The organism is Streptomyces sp. CA-142005, from assembly GCF_050942335.1.
Lineage (GTDB): Bacteria > Actinomycetota > Actinomycetes > Streptomycetales > Streptomycetaceae > Streptomyces.
On the sequence record NZ_CP192078.1, the window covers coordinates 236,715 to 249,829 of the forward strand.

General features: G+C 69.1%; 15 protein-coding genes and 1 pseudogene. 4 read left to right on the plus strand and 12 right to left on the minus strand.

Features of this window, described 5'->3' with window-relative positions; genetic code table 11:
- Window positions 1-8 precede the first annotated feature (8 nt).
- Window positions 9-1,379 carry a sensor histidine kinase gene (locus ACQPXS_RS01235; protein ID WP_433446074.1) on the minus strand — a complete coding sequence of 457 codons (1,371 nt, stop codon included), beginning with the start codon at window positions 1,377-1,379 and terminating at the stop codon, window positions 9-11.
- Entirely contained in the window at window positions 1,376-2,047 is a 672-nt protein-coding gene (locus ACQPXS_RS01240) for a response regulator transcription factor (protein ID WP_433446076.1), read from the minus strand. Before ACQPXS_RS01240 ends, ACQPXS_RS01235 begins: the two co-directional genes overlap by 4 nt.
- Before the next feature lie 153 nt (window positions 2,048-2,200).
- On the opposite strand from ACQPXS_RS01240, the gene ACQPXS_RS01245 reads away from it, so the two are divergent.
- From ACQPXS_RS01245 to ACQPXS_RS01255, 3 genes are read left to right on the plus strand one after another with little or no spacing between them, the layout of a single operon-like run.
- Window positions 2,201-2,857: a DUF4956 domain-containing protein gene (locus tag ACQPXS_RS01245; RefSeq protein WP_433446078.1), complete on the plus strand. Its 657-nt coding sequence runs from the start codon at window positions 2,201-2,203 to the stop codon at window positions 2,855-2,857.
- Complete coding sequence (locus ACQPXS_RS01250; RefSeq protein ID WP_433446080.1) at window positions 2,854-3,672, plus strand: polyphosphate polymerase domain-containing protein; 819 nt, start codon at window positions 2,854-2,856, stop codon at window positions 3,670-3,672. The genes ACQPXS_RS01245 and ACQPXS_RS01250 overlap by 4 nt, the downstream gene beginning before the upstream one ends.
- On the plus strand, window positions 3,669-4,517 hold the full coding sequence (locus ACQPXS_RS01255) for a phosphatase PAP2 family protein (protein ID WP_433446082.1): 849 nt from the start codon (window positions 3,669-3,671) through the stop codon (window positions 4,515-4,517). The genes ACQPXS_RS01250 and ACQPXS_RS01255 overlap by 4 nt, the downstream gene beginning before the upstream one ends.
- Before the next feature lie 511 nt (window positions 4,518-5,028).
- Here ACQPXS_RS01255 and ACQPXS_RS01260 read toward each other — a convergent pair.
- The 7 genes and pseudogenes from ACQPXS_RS01260 to ACQPXS_RS01290 form a co-directional block, all read right to left on the minus strand.
- A complete protein-coding gene (locus tag ACQPXS_RS01260; RefSeq protein ID WP_433446084.1) occupies window positions 5,029-5,490 on the minus strand; it encodes a hypothetical protein in 462 nt (153 codons plus the stop codon).
- A gap of 56 nt (window positions 5,491-5,546) precedes the next feature.
- On the minus strand, window positions 5,547-6,104 hold the full coding sequence (locus tag ACQPXS_RS01265; protein WP_433446086.1) for a hypothetical protein: 558 nt from the start codon (window positions 6,102-6,104) through the stop codon (window positions 5,547-5,549).
- Window positions 6,105-6,463: 359 nt separating this feature from the next.
- Window positions 6,464-7,609: pseudogene (locus ACQPXS_RS01270) on the minus strand (ATP-binding SpoIIE family protein phosphatase); the annotation flags it as partial.
- 114 nt (window positions 7,610-7,723) lie between these two features.
- A complete protein-coding gene (locus tag ACQPXS_RS01275; RefSeq protein ID WP_433446088.1) occupies window positions 7,724-8,260 on the minus strand; it encodes a pyridoxamine 5'-phosphate oxidase family protein in 537 nt (178 codons plus the stop codon).
- A gap of 276 nt (window positions 8,261-8,536) precedes the next feature.
- The gene (locus tag ACQPXS_RS01280; protein ID WP_433455650.1) at window positions 8,537-9,208 is read right to left on the minus strand and encodes a YceI family protein; all 672 of its coding nucleotides are present in this window, start codon (window positions 9,206-9,208) and stop codon (window positions 8,537-8,539) included.
- Window positions 9,209-9,543: 335 nt separating this feature from the next.
- Window positions 9,544-9,786 (minus strand): DUF5133 domain-containing protein, encoded by a 243-nt coding sequence (locus ACQPXS_RS01285; RefSeq protein WP_433446090.1) that lies wholly within the window; start codon window positions 9,784-9,786, stop codon window positions 9,544-9,546.
- A gap of 115 nt (window positions 9,787-9,901) precedes the next feature.
- The gene (locus ACQPXS_RS01290; protein ID WP_433446092.1) at window positions 9,902-10,087 is read right to left on the minus strand and encodes an Hsp20 family protein; all 186 of its coding nucleotides are present in this window, start codon (window positions 10,085-10,087) and stop codon (window positions 9,902-9,904) included.
- 535 nt (window positions 10,088-10,622) lie between these two features.
- On the opposite strand from ACQPXS_RS01290, the gene ACQPXS_RS01295 reads away from it, so the two are divergent.
- Window positions 10,623-11,426 carry a VOC family protein gene (locus ACQPXS_RS01295; protein WP_433455652.1) on the plus strand — a complete coding sequence of 268 codons (804 nt, stop codon included), beginning with the start codon at window positions 10,623-10,625 and terminating at the stop codon, window positions 11,424-11,426.
- Between the two features lie 43 nt (window positions 11,427-11,469).
- On the opposite strand, the gene ACQPXS_RS01300 is transcribed toward ACQPXS_RS01295, so the two are convergent.
- The 3 genes from ACQPXS_RS01300 to ACQPXS_RS01310 form a co-directional block, all read right to left on the minus strand.
- A complete protein-coding gene (locus ACQPXS_RS01300) occupies window positions 11,470-11,706 on the minus strand; it encodes a hypothetical protein (protein ID WP_433446094.1) in 237 nt (78 codons plus the stop codon).
- Window positions 11,703-12,236, minus strand: a complete 534-nt coding sequence (locus tag ACQPXS_RS01305; protein ID WP_433446096.1) for a patatin-like phospholipase family protein — start codon at window positions 12,234-12,236, stop codon at window positions 11,703-11,705. Before ACQPXS_RS01305 ends, ACQPXS_RS01300 begins: the two co-directional genes overlap by 4 nt.
- A gap of 651 nt (window positions 12,237-12,887) precedes the next feature.
- Window positions 12,888-13,103: a hypothetical protein gene (locus ACQPXS_RS01310; protein ID WP_433446098.1), complete on the minus strand. Its 216-nt coding sequence runs from the start codon at window positions 13,101-13,103 to the stop codon at window positions 12,888-12,890.
- Window positions 13,104-13,115 lie beyond the last annotated feature (12 nt).

Below are 13,115 nucleotides of genomic sequence, written 5' to 3' on the forward strand. Positions count from 1 at the left end.
CGTGCCGCTCAGCAGGGTAGATCCAGGGTGACGGCGCTCCCGTGACCGGTATTCTCGGCATGCGCCGTGCCACCGTGGGCGGCGGCCACCGCGTGCACAAACGCGAGCCCCAGGCCCGAGCCCTCACTGGTACGGCTGGCCTCGGCACGGGTGAACCGATCGAAGGCCCGAGGCAGGAACTCCGTCGGGAAGCCCGGCCCCTCGTCCGTGACGCACAGCCGCAGCCTGCCCTCGTGGGCAGCGGCGGTGAGGCGGACGGTTCCGGTGCCGTGGCGCAGGGCGTTGTCGAGCATGTTGCCGATCCCGGGCACCAGCCAGCGGGCGTCGGCGTCGACGACCGTGTCGGACGCCTGGACGCTCAGAACCCGCCCGGTCCGTTCGGCCGTGCGCACATACGGGGCGACAGCGGTCTCGACCAGATCGGCCAGGCGTGCCGGAGAGCGGGTGATATGGCCGGTACTGCCGAGCTCCTCCAGGTCGAGCAGCGCGTTGGACAGGACGATCAGACGCTGGACCTCGGTATCCACCGAGCGCAGGGTCTCGATGAGCTCCCCGGCCGACCGGGGGCGGTGCAGGGCCACGTCGAGCTCGGCGCGCATCAAGGTCAGCGGCGTGCGCAGCTCGTGACTGGCGTCCGCGACGAAACGGCGCTCGCGCTCCGCCGCAGCTTCGAGACGGTCGAGCATGTGATTGAGGGTGTGCCCGAGCCGGGTGATCTCATCATCCCGCTCCGCGGGCACGTCGAGCCGCGTATTCGGGGCGCCGTCGGCGAGTGTGGCGGCTCCGCTGCGGTACCGCTCGACGGGGCGCAGGGCGGCACGGGCGGTGCGGTAGCCGACGTACGAGGCGGCGATCAGGGTCAGGGCGGAGGCGAAGGCGAGCTGGGCGAGGAGCTCGCGCAGCGCCTCGTCGCGGTGGCCTCGTCGGACGGCGGCGACCACGATCCGGGTCTGTCGGTCCGCCGCGACGCGCTTGGCCTGCAAGCGCAGGGTGTCGGAGGTGATGGGCAGGAGGGAGCCGACGTCTCGTCGGACGGTGGCGCCGCGTGCGACGGCGTCCAGCTCGGCGGTGGTGAGCAGCAGCCGGTGACGAAGGGCGTCGCTGGAGCGCAGCACACGGCCCTGTTCGTCGAGGACTTGCTGGAGACTGCCGCTGGGGCCCGGCGGGAGCGGCGCTTCGGCGCGTACGGCGTGATCGAGGCTGTGTTGGTAGGTGGTGAGGTCGTCGTTGAGCTGCTGGTCCAGGGCGGTTTTGACCCGCCAGTACACCAGTCCGGCCGCCCCGGTCAGGACCAGGGACATGGTGACGGCGACGGCCAGCACAAGGCGTGTGACGACGGGCAGCCGCCGCAGCCGGGCGCGCAGCCCGCGCGGGTTCACGGTGCGGTCTCCAGGCGGTAGCCGCGTCCGCGCAGGGTCGTGATCGTCGTGCGGTCGAAGGCGCGGTCGACCTTGGCGCGCACCTTAGAGACATGGACGTCGATGGCGTTGCTGCGCAGGTCGGTCTCGCCGTCCCAGACCTCGTCGAGCAGCTGGAGGCGGGTCACGACCCGGCCGACGTTCTCCATCAGCACCCGCAGGACGTCGAACTCGCGGCGGGAGAGGTCGAGTTCGGTGTCCGCGCGCCAGGCGCGCTGCTGTTCGGGGTCGAGGACGAGGTCGCCGACCTGGAGGCGGCCGGAGCCGTCGGGGCGGCGCCGTGAGATGGCACGCAGCCTGGCCAGCAGTTCCTCCATGGCGAAGGGCTTGACCACGTAGTCGTCGGCGCCGGCGTCCAGCCCGGCGACCCGCTCGTTGATCGCGCTGCGTGCGGTCAGCAGGATGACGGGGACGTCGATGCCCTCGGTGCGCAGCGTGCGGCACACCTCGACCCCGTCCATGCCAGGCAGCATCACGTCCAGGACGACCGCGTCGATGCGGGGATCGCGGGCGGCGATCAGCCCGCTCGGGCCGTCGTAGCGGCCTTCGGCGGTGTGGCCGGACTCGCCGAGGTAGCGGACGACCAGGTCCGTGAGGCGCGTCTCGTCGTCGACGACCAAGTAGTGCATGCCGGCCAGGCTAACCGCCCGGGATGCCGGCCCTGGGCGTCGGGAAAGGCTTCATGGTCTGTTCATGTGCCATCCCTACCGTCGTTCACGTCGCGGTGCCCCGCGGACCGCGACCGGTCCGCCGTCCGACGTGCCGTGACGGAAGGGACAGCCATGCACGCAGCGGTCACGGTGCTCGCCGCCAAGGGCATCACCGACCACATCGCACCCGCGGACCTGACAGCCCGCGGCGGCCTCGACGTCATAGCCCTGCTGATCCTGGTCGGGTGGCTGTATCGGCGCAGGCCCAGCGTACCGGCGATGCCGCTGGTCCTGGCCGCGCTGAACGTCGGCCTGTTCGCCGCGATGAGCACGATCAGCGCCGGGAAGTTCCCGGCCGGAGTCGGCTTCGGCCTGTTCGGCATCCTCTCCCTCGTGCGGCTGCGCAGTGCGGCCTTCACCCTGCGTGACGTCGCCTACACCTTCGTCACCCTGGTCATCGCCCTGTGCACCGGGCTGCCGCAGCGGCAGACCTGGCTCGTCGTCGCCCTCGTCGCCGTGGTCTTGGTCGCCGTGCTGGTGGTCGACGACCCCCAGTCGTACGAGCCGCCGACCCGGACGGTGAAGCTCACCCTCGACCGGATCTACCCCGAGCCCGCGCTCATCGCCCACGACGTGGCCCTCCGCTTCGGGCAGACCCCGCTGTCGGTCGTGGTCGACGAGGTGGACTACGTACGCGAGACCACCCGGGTCTCGGCCCGCTACCCCGCGGGGGACGAGCCCGTGGCCGCTGCGGACGCTGACCAGCGCGAGCAGGTGATGGCGCCATGACCCCGGTGAGATCCTTCGCGGCCGGGCTGGGCCTGTCCGCCCTGCGGGGCGCCACGCTGGCCGAGGTCGACGCGGCCGCGGCCCTGCAGCACCGCACCGACCGCAAGTACCTCATCCCGCTCGACCAGGCCCGCAGCTTCGTTCGCCTGCTCGCTGACCGCCACCACGTCCTCGACTTCGCCGGGCGTCGTACGACGAGCTACCTGAGCACCTACTTCGACACCGACCGGCTCGGTGCCTGGCACGCGCACGTCCAGGGCCGGCGTCGGCGCTGGAAGGTCCGCACCCGCCTGTACGCGGAGGACGGACTGTGCCGCGTGGAGGTCAAGACGAAGGACGGCCGCGGCGCCACGGTGAAACACGCGCTGCAGATACCGGCCGCCACATACGGCGCACTCGACCGGCAGGCTGCGGACTTCGTGAACGAGGTCCTGGACCGGTCCGGCATCCCCGTCACGGCCAAGGAGCTGACTCCGGCCGCCGAGATCCGCTACGTCCGCGCCGCCCTCGCCGACCTGGACCACGGCACCCGCGTCACCCTCGACGGCACCCTCACCTGCCACCAGGGCGACCGCACCGCCGCCCTCGACACCGGTCACCTTCTTGTGGAGACCAAGGGAGGTGTCCAACTGGCCTACGCCGACCGGCTGTTGCTACGCCTGGGGGCCCGCCCTGTGTCGCTGAGCAAGTACATCGTCGGCCAGTCCCTGCTCACCCCCGGCCTGCCCGACAACGACGTACGCCGCCTTGCCCGCACCCATTTCACCACCGAGGCGACTCCGCGCGCGCTCTTCGAAAGGACCTCCGCCGCATGAACGCCCTGCGCGGCATCAAATGGCCGTATGCCGTGATCGCGCTGCTCGCCGTCGCCGCTGCCGCCTTCGGCCTGCTGCACCCGGCCGCCGCCTCGACCTCCGCGAAGAAGAAGCCCGGGGCCACGGCACGCATCAAGCAAGACCCGCCGCCCACGCTCTTCACCGACGCTGAGATCGCCACGATCGGCAAGCAGGCAGCGGACCAACGCAAAAAGGCGGACGCCCTCTTCGCCCAGTGGAAAAAGGCGCACGGCACCACCCGCGACGACAAAGCATTCGCCGCCTGGGCGGCGCAGCAGATCCCGGCACCGCCGTCGGCCACACAGCGCACCGCCGAACTCCGCCAGGACCAACAGCTCGCCAAGGCCCGCACGGCCGCGGGAAAAAAGGCCGCGACCTGGCTGGAGCTCTACGCCAAGAAGGACATCTGGAAGCTCTACCTCCACGACCAGCGCGAGCTGATCCCCGACGCGCAGGGCACGGCGGAGAAGGCCCAGCTCAAGGCCGCCCTGAAGCTGGCCAAGACCCTCAGCGACCAGCTGGCAGCCAAGGACAAACAGCCGGCCCCCTTCGTCCTCGACCCAACCCTGCGCCCGGACAAGCACATCAAGCCCGGCGCCAAGGGTCCGTACTCCTACCCCTCCCGGCACGCCGCCCGCTCCGCTGCGGCCGTCACCTTCCTCAGCGCCCTCTCCCCACACCGGGCCCAGGACTACGAGTGGATGCGGGCCGAGGTCCTCTACTCCCGCCTCTACATGGCCGGCCACGTCCCCAGCGACCTCACCGCCGGCACTCTGCTCGGCGACCTGATCGGCGACTACGAACTCGCCATCAGCGGACGCTGACCAGTGGATTAGGCGTCGCTGCACCACTTGGACTGGAGCACCGGCCCGCAGATGAGCGTTCGCTTGGGCAAGGTTCGACGCAGCGAAGCTGTTCGCGGCGACCAAGGTCGACACGGCGAAGCTGCTCGGCGGCGCGAGGTTCGACACGGCGAAGCTGCTCGGCGGCGCGAGGTTCGACACGGCGAAGCTGTTCGAGGTCACTGCCAGCGTCGCAGCACTGGGTGGAGTTCGCCCATCTGTCAAGAAGCCCGGTCCGCGCTGACACCAACGGCTGACGCCAACAACCGCGAACAGCAGCGGTCGGCGCCGGACCTCAGTGGACGATCGGCCGAGGCGTAGGAGTGGTTGGTCGACGTCCACGGTCTCCGGTGATCGACCTGATAAGGATGAGACCAGACCTCAAATCCTGCACCGGGCGCGGTGCACCGTCCTCATTGATGGGCGGCGCACCGTCGGCTTTCTTCTTCATCCTCGCGGGTCTTCGCCCGGCCTCGCCGTCGGCCCGTGTCCGTCATGCGGTGAGCAGGCGGTTGAAGAACGAGCGGTAGTGCTGCAGGGCCCTACGCAGATCTTCGGTGTCCGCCTGCTCGCCCCGATTCCACTGGCCTTCCAGCTCGTGCTTCTGCTCGGCGAACGTCTCGGCCAACTGCTGCATGACGTCGGCGACCAAGGCGTCGGCCGTGTGTACGGCGTCCTGGGGGTCGTCGACGAACTCGTTTTGGATCTCCTGCCACCGTTCGCGGAGATGCTCTTCTTCCTCCGGCGCGAGGAGGTGAAGAGTCTCGTCGCCCGGTGCTGCCCCAGCCTCACGCCCCTGCCCTTCGGCAGTCTCTTGAGGCGGGGCTGTGCTCTCGCCGGGGTAGACAGGCGCCTCGGATTGCGCCCGCGGTTCATCCCCGGTGCCGGCGCGGGGCTGGGCCAGGTCTTCGGTAGAGAGGCCCCTCTCAGGGCCCGGTGCGTGTTCGCGTTCCATGTCTCCTCCGTCCTTTCGTCCTTCGGGGTCTGTCGGCATTGCGGTGGTGAGCGGGTTCAGGCCCGGGCGTGGCGAGGTTGACCACCGTCGGAGAGCAGCTCGTCGAAGAGCTCGCGGTAGTGCACCATGGCCCCGCGCAGTTGCTCGGTCGTGGCCTTGTGCTGGGTGCTGAGTGTGTCGACCTCGTGAGCGGCCCGATAGTGCTCGAGTGTGCGGCCATGCTCGACTGAAAGATCCTTCATGCGCTGTTCGAATTCCCCGGTCGGGTAGCCACGCTCGTGCATCAGAGAAGTGACCAGACGGTCGGCGTCATGCACCGCATCGTTGGGCCGGTCCACGAACTCGTCCTGCACGCTGGTCCAGTCGCGGGCGTACCGTTCCCGCACGCTGCTGGGCAGCGGCTTGATGTCGAGGGAGTCATGGCGCCTCTCCCGTGCACTCAGCTCGCGCTCGGCGGCCAATCTGTTGTCGGCGCCCTCGACTGTTCGTTCGTACTCGGGGCCGAAGCGTTCGCGCAGGTGACGGCGGCGCATGAACAAGAAGGCTGCCGTGGCAACGAGAGCGATCACCACTATGACGGGGATGATGATTGCTAGAAGTGTCCCTGTTGACATTGCGGTCGAGCCCCCTTGATTTGCCCGTTATCCACCACTTGATCCCCTGTGTGCCCCGGCCGTTGCGGCTAAAACGGGACATGGTGCGCAGCCCAACGGTGGCAGCGGGAACTTTCTGGGTCCTCTGAACCGGGAGTCAGGCAACGGGGCAGGGGTTGGCTCGTGCCCCGTGTGTGCCCGATCGGGCAGTGACGAGCGGGGATCAACGGGGAACGTCAGCCAACGGCCCGGGAACACCGAGGTCAGCGTCTCGCCTGGTCAGCCCAGATCCAGTTACGCGATCTTCCAAACTAGCTACGCCGAATCGAGGCTGGCCCGGGCAGCAGGCCCCATGGACGTCTTCCGGCAGTCCGGCCCGGTCACGCAGCCGATGCCAGGACGGGGGCGACGGGAACCAACGGGGCCGACTGCTCGGCCCAGACGATCTTCCCGGTGGGGGTGAAGCGGGTTCCCCAGCGCTCCGCGAACTGGGCGACGAGGAAGATCCCGCGGCCGCCTTCGTCCGTGTCCGTTGCGTAGCGCAGGTGCGGGGAGGTGCTGCTGCCGTCGGTGACCTCCACCACCAGGGTGGTGTCGCGTAGAAGGCGCAGGTGCGCGGGGGGCGCCCAGTAGCGGATGGCGTTGGTGACCAGCTCGCTGAGGATCAGTTTGGTGGTGAACGCCGTCTCCTTTAGGTTCCAGTCGGCCAGCTTCGCGGACACCTCGGCGCGCACGGCGGACACAGCGGCGGGAGAGGCGGGGATGTCCCATTCGGCGATGCGGTCACGGGGGAACGCGCGGGTGCGGGCGATCAGGAGAGCGACGTCGTCGGCGGGCCGGGCGGGCAGCACTGCCTCCAGGACCGTCCGGCACGTCTCGTCCGGGTCGGGCCCCGCACTGGAGAGCGTGCCGCACAGCAGCTCCAGGCCGGCTCCGATGTCGCGGTTCCGGTCCTGGATGAGCCCGTCGGTGTAGAGCACGAGCTGCGTGTCCTCCGGCAGCCGCCACTCGACGGCCTCGAAGCGCAGACCGCCCACGCCGAGCGGGGGCCCTGCGGGCAGGTCGAGAATCTCCACCCGGCCGTCCGGATACACGATGGCGGGCGGAAAGTGACCGGCCCTCGCCATCGTGCAGTTGCAGGAGACCGGGTCGTAGATCGCGTACAGGCACGTGGCCGCGACGTCCAGATCCTGACTGGCCCGGGCCTCCGCGTCCATCTGGCTGACCACGTCGTCAAGGCGGGCCAGCAACTCGTCGGGCGGCAGGTCGAGGGTGGAGAAATTGCGGACCGCGGTGCGCAGCCGACCCATGGTGACCGCGGAGTGCAGGCCGCGGCCGACCACGTCCCCGACCACCAGGGCGGTGCGGAAGCCCGGGAGCGCGATCACGTCGAACCAGTCCCCGCCGACCTCGGCCTCGGCCTCGGCCTCGGCGGGCACGTACCGGAACGCCGGCCGGACGGCGCTGGTGTCCGGCAGTGCGTGGGGCAGCAGGCTGCGCTGCAAGGTGGTGGCGATGCCGCGCTCGAGCTGTTCGAATGGCACAGCGGCGGACCGTTCGACTGGCCCAACAACGTGCAATGACCCGTCTGGCGGGCGCCACCGTCGCCACCCACGTCGAACTTCTCCCCGACGGCGCCCTTACCCGCTCAAGCCGGTCGCCCTGTCCTTCTTCAACTGGCTGGCGCTGCCGGTCGCCCGGGCGAACACGATCGTCCTGGACTCTCCCAACAGGAGCTTCCACCTCTCCCATGCGGGCAACGATCTGCGACTCTGTGCTCCGAGAGAATGTTTCACGGCACCAGGCGGTATCCGGTCACCCGCCCGCGATACGGACCACCTACTCCATGTCCTTGCTGACCAGGCAGTGAGTTCGGCGTGGTAGCGGGAGAGCTTCTGCGGGTCGGTCACACGTCTGGCCGTACGTGTGGCCATCACGCTCCAGCCGGTGCTTGCGTCCTCGTCGATCTGGTCTGCCTCGTACACCACCACCTCCGATGCCGAGGCGCTCGTCAGCAGGGCCGCACCGGCGTGCGTCCGGATGACGACGTCGCCTTCGGCGGTGACGAGGTGGTTGACCGGCCGGATCACCGGCAGTGCCTGGTGCGTGAACCCGCGCGGCCCATGGGACACGGTGGCCAGCAGTTTGAGCGACTCCTCCCGGCCCAGCTCGACCATGTGGGCAACAGGAGCGGAGGCAGGATGGTGGGCAGTCAGGACAGCTCCCTGCAGGTGACCTCGTGCTCGGCCTCCTGCGGCCAGGGCACCTCGGCATCGACGCCGTGGCTGCGGGCGTATGGCCATCACCCTGGCGTTTCCATTCTCCCCTTGGTATCGATCATCGTCACCGGCGGCTGGCTGCACAGGGCCCGGACGTCCCAAGCGCGGGGCTGTTCGACCCTTGCGGTGCCGCGAGGCGGGCCAGTGAACGCCTCGGCCCAGTCGTCTGTACGGCTACCCGGTTGCCTGCCCAGAGCGGGACGGCGGTTCGAGCTTGGTCACAGCGAACTCGATCCGGATGTCGTCGGCCAGCTTCAGCGCCCCGAGGAAGGCGCTGTACGGCTTGATGCCCCAGGTGGACTGGGTGACGGTCGCCCAGCCGCACACCATGCCGTCCCCGTCGCTGCCTCCATGCACGATCACCGGGTGCGTTCGGTCCTTGATGGTGAGGTCTCCGGTGATCTCGAAAGACTCAGGCGTTCCCGTGATGCTCGTAGAGCGGAAGGTGATGGCCGGATGCTGCGCAGTGTGCAGTAGAGCCTCGCCCTCCAGCGTGCGTTTGATCTCGGCGCGATCGGCGTCGGTCAGGGGCTTGATCCCGCCAGTTCCCTCCCGGACAGTCAGCGAGCCTGTCTCGACCGTCACGGTCACCGACGACTTCCCGGGGTCGCTCGCAGCAACCACAGCGTTCCCTGACCACCGCGTGGCCTCGATCGTGAGGTCATGACCCGCTTTCCGGCCCAGTCCGGCGCGGCTCGTCTTGATCAACAGGCGGCTGGCGGACGACCCGAAGCAGTACGTTCCATCACTGATAGTCATAAATCTTACTTTAGGTGACGGCGCATGGCTTCTCAGCAGACCCGAAAGTGCGTCCCTGCTGACGGACGCCACGGTTTTCGCCATCATCAGGACGGCAACGGCACGGTCCAACAACGGTTGTGCCTTGACTGGCTGCTAGCTGATTGTTCGGCAGAATGTCAGGCGCGAACGGGCGGCTTGATCGACCAGTGCCCCCTGTGTCTGCTGGCTCGCCCGTCCCAGCCGCACGGTCTCCCACCGGTACGCAGAACAGTGCCGGTGCCGTACTCGCGCCGTGGAGAGAGCGGGACGCGTGGGACTTGCCGAACCCTCGGTGCGCCGACCAGCGCCGACGCCATGGTGGGAGGCGGCGCTCCCAAGTGCGGCCTGGGCGCCTGGGTGCCCAGCGGACGGAGCCGTCGGCCGCGAGCCCCGGTATTGCCTCAAGGGATGACGATCCGCGCGTGCCCGGCCCGGCGCCTCCCTTCTTCGGCTGTGGCCCGGGCGAGAAGGCTCTCCGCCTGTGCCACGGCGTCGGCGGCGTTGCGTTGTCCCATGAGAACGCACAGTGTGTAGGCGGGGTCGTCGAGCCGGCGGTAGCTGAGCGGCTCGCCGTCGCGTAGCAGACCGGTCCATGCTGACCGGTAGGCGCGGAGTGCCGCGGCGACGGTTCTGACGTGGGGCATCAGCATCTTCGTATCCAGCACCTCCCTGCGCCGGCGGACCCGTCGTCGCATGGCAGAGCCGCGTGCGCACGAGATGCCTGCCGTGCGACGGTTTCACGGCACACACCGAGTGGGGTCAGGACTCGGTGACCTTGATGTGCCGCGGCTTGGGGGTCTGTGTCTTGGACACGGTGACGGTCGGCACGCCGTCGTGCAGGGTCGCGCCGACCTCCTCCGCCCTGACATCGGCGGGCAGGAGGGCCTGGTACTCGAGGCGGCCAGTGCGTCGGGTGCTGCGGCGCAGGACGCCTTCACGTCCCACTCCTTGTACTCACCGGAGATGCGCAGCAACCGAAGCCTGGGAACCGCCTCTCCAGCAGGCCGCTGGGCCGGTGTCGTACGGGCAGCGTCATCCCGGGTTCACCTCTGCGGGAGTGGGCCATGTGGGTCAATTTCCATGGTGCGGGTCTCGCGCCAGTTCGGGCGACCCAACGGCGGTTGATCGCCCGTCCAGACCGTCCTCATCACCGGCAACGCCGAGGCGCCCCATGAACGCCGGCTCACTGCGCGCCAGAACACGCTGCAACTGCACCCGCAGTTCCGTGTACTGCACATATGTGTCGTGTCGCTGCGCTGCCACGCACAACCAACGAGAAATACCCAGCGCGCGTTGTGCGCCGGACGGGTGGAGTCGTGCACGCAGCGCAAGCGACCGGACCCGCAGGGTCACACGGCAGGCATGAGCGGACAGGACTCCACGCAGTGTTCGAGGAAGGCCGCGTGCAGGAGAACAACTCTGGCTGCACACTTGGGTCAGAGCGGTGGTCGCCAACGTATGAGACCAGGGCGCGATGGCCATGATTCACGGCACGACACACTCCTCCGATGTGAGGGACGTCGTCTTCACGCATTCCGTGTTCGGCGCCCCGTGCTGGGTGAGTCTGACGAGCCGCGACCTCAACGCCACCCAAGACTTCTACGGTGCCGTACTGGGCTGGCAGTGCAGAAAGGCCAGACTGGGCGACCATTTCCGGACTGCGCTGGCGGACGGCGTACCCGTCGCGGGGATCGCCGGGGTGGCCGCCATGCGCCAGATGACTGTGGCCTGGACGCCGTACTTCGCCGTGCCGAATGCCGATGAAGCCGTGTCCCGCGCCCAGGAGCGATGCGGCACCCTGGCCGTCGGGCCGATCTCGTTTCCCCCTGGCAGAGCGGCGCTGCTCGCCGATCGCCACGGCGCGACGTTCGGGATCTGGGAGGGGAAGCTCGTCACCGAGTGGGAGGCGTGGCGGCAGGTCGCCCCGACCTTCATCACCCTTCACACACGCGACGCCTTCGACGCTGCCGTCTTCTACGGCGAGATCCTCGACTGGGCCTCGGGCCTCCCCGGCTGCTGCGAGGTCGAGTACGCGGGCGACGAAGTACTGCTTCGCAGCCGCGGCGATGTCGTGGCCCGCATCGAGTCGGGCTCGGTGGAGAAGCCACCCGATCCTTCGGTCCGGCCGCACTGGCAGGTCCACTTCATGGTGCGAGACGTGGGGCCGTGCGCCCGGGCCGCGGAGAAGCACGGTGGCAGCGTCCTGCAGGAAGCAGAGCACGAGGCCGTGCTGCGCGACCCGGACGGCGCCCAGTTCACGGTGACCTCGCTTCGGCAGCGATGACGCCCTGCTGGTCGGCACAGGATCCGCACGTGGCCGCTATGGCTCAGCGGGCGGCTTCGGGAGAGGGACCGGCCGTTGGGCGGGTCGGGGCGTTGCGCTCGGATCCCGTGGTGGGGTCGATATGCCGGCCCTGGTCGAGCCATCGGTTGGTCGAGTCGGTGGCCGCCTGCATGAGGTGAGCCATCTGCCGGAAGTCGAAGGAAAGGATTTCGACTGGGCTCGGCGACGGAAGCACGTACAGCTCGACGTGAGTGCGTGCCTTCTCGATGGAGGCGGTCATGCGTTGTTCCGTGAGAGGAGCGCCCCCCGCTCGTCGCAGGCGTCAGTGGCCAGGATATGGAGAGCGACCGCGGCGTCCTCGATACGGCTGAGGGGCAGGGCGTGGTCAAGAAATCGCTGGAAGCGCCGATTGTCGAAGACGTGGTTGACCCTGCCTGCCGCCGCCCGGAGGACCAGCAGGGGCTCGATGGGGAACACGTGGTTGCGAAATCCGAACGCCGCGGCTATACCGCGGATCGGGCGCCCCGGGAGGCGCCTGAGCAACCCGCGCAGCACCTCCGGCAGTTCGAGCGGATATACGTCGTATTCGCCGACCTGCCGCCACAGCTCCGCGAGCTCCTCGACGCCGCGCGCGTCGGGCCGGGCCGCGAAGTACGTCGCGTTCAGGGAACCCACCGAGGCTCCGACGACAAGGTCCGGCCGGATGCCGTGGGAGGTCATGGCACGCAGCATCCCCACCTGGGCGGCTCCCAGACTGCCGCCGCCCGACAGAACGAATGCGGTGGTCATCGAGACCTCCTGGTCGATCATTCCCTCAGCTCAGCCTGCGGTCAGGAGAGACGGTCCGCCACCGAAACGGACATCTGGACGAGCCGCGGCACACCAGCTGCAAGCGAGCCGCGGGAGGGACACTGATGCCGGCGCAGCCTCATCGGAGCACTGCCGACGCAGCTGTGACCGCGTAATACTTGGCCGACGATCATTGAAGATCAACCAACCTGAAATGGCTGGTCGCGGGGCTGGTGTGAGTCGGTGGTCGTGTACTCGTGCTGGACGTGGGGCTATCCGGCGTCAAGATCGCCCGGCAGCGTGTGACTTCGAGGTTGGCCAGGACGAGCAGGGCGCGCCCGCGGCAACGGTGTAGGAGGGCCGCCGCGGGGCAGTTCGGCCGGGCCCGCACACCGGCCGGATTATTGGCACGGGCCGTGTCAGTTCGACCGCTCTCAGCCGGACGACTCGCGGCCTCGAGACGCTGTCGATGCCGTGTGGGAGTTCGCCCGGGGCGGTGAGCGCGGGAAAGCTCTCCGCGACACGGCGTGGGCGGCCCTCAAGGCGGCCCAAGAGCGCGGACGGCGCGGCCGCGCGCGAGGCGGCTTCGGCGGCCATGTCCGCGGCCGGCGCCGCCTATCTGCATCCCCTGGCCAAGGCCACCCAGGTCAAGCACATTCTCGGAGCAGCCGCTTACGCGGCCACGCCGTCGGAGTCGCCGATCCCGAGGTTGTCGTAGCGCAGCATGCCGATCCCCTCGCGGGCCAACTGCTTGCTGACCCGCGAGGCGGCCGGCGAGTTCTTGCCGAGGGTGAATCCGTGGACGAAAATCCCCCAGCCCCGGACCTCGCCCTCCGGCAGGTCGATCGACCCGGCCAGCTCGGGGCCGACGACGCTGTTGAATCTCACTTCTTCGGGCAC

Excerpts from the sequence above, each read along its gene's own strand:
- ACQPXS_RS01240 (WP_433446076.1), bottom strand. The coding sequence starts at position 2,047 with ATGCACTACTTGGTCGTCGACGACGAGACGCGCCTCACGGACCTGGTC.
- ACQPXS_RS01245 (WP_433446078.1), top strand. The coding sequence starts at position 2,201 with ATGCACGCAGCGGTCACGGTGCTCGCCGCCAAGGGCATCACCGACCAC.
- ACQPXS_RS01250 (WP_433446080.1), top strand. The coding sequence starts at position 2,854 with ATGACCCCGGTGAGATCCTTCGCGGCCGGGCTGGGCCTGTCCGCCCTG.
- ACQPXS_RS01255 (WP_433446082.1), top strand. The coding sequence starts at position 3,669 with ATGAACGCCCTGCGCGGCATCAAATGGCCGTATGCCGTGATCGCGCTG.
- ACQPXS_RS01260 (WP_433446084.1), bottom strand. The coding sequence starts at position 5,490 with ATGGAACGCGAACACGCACCGGGCCCTGAGAGGGGCCTCTCTACCGAA.
- ACQPXS_RS01265 (WP_433446086.1), bottom strand. The coding sequence starts at position 6,104 with ATGTCAACAGGGACACTTCTAGCAATCATCATCCCCGTCATAGTGGTG.
- ACQPXS_RS01275 (WP_433446088.1), bottom strand. The coding sequence starts at position 8,260 with ATGGTCGAGCTGGGCCGGGAGGAGTCGCTCAAACTGCTGGCCACCGTG.
- ACQPXS_RS01280 (WP_433455650.1), bottom strand. The coding sequence starts at position 9,208 with ATGATGGCGAAAACCGTGGCGTCCGTCAGCAGGGACGCACTTTCGGGT.
- ACQPXS_RS01285 (WP_433446090.1), bottom strand. The coding sequence starts at position 9,786 with ATGCCCCACGTCAGAACCGTCGCCGCGGCACTCCGCGCCTACCGGTCA.
- ACQPXS_RS01295 (WP_433455652.1), top strand. The coding sequence starts at position 10,623 with ATGATTCACGGCACGACACACTCCTCCGATGTGAGGGACGTCGTCTTC.
- ACQPXS_RS01300 (WP_433446094.1), bottom strand. The coding sequence starts at position 11,706 with ATGACCGCCTCCATCGAGAAGGCACGCACTCACGTCGAGCTGTACGTG.
- ACQPXS_RS01305 (WP_433446096.1), bottom strand. The coding sequence starts at position 12,236 with ATGATCGACCAGGAGGTCTCGATGACCACCGCATTCGTTCTGTCGGGC.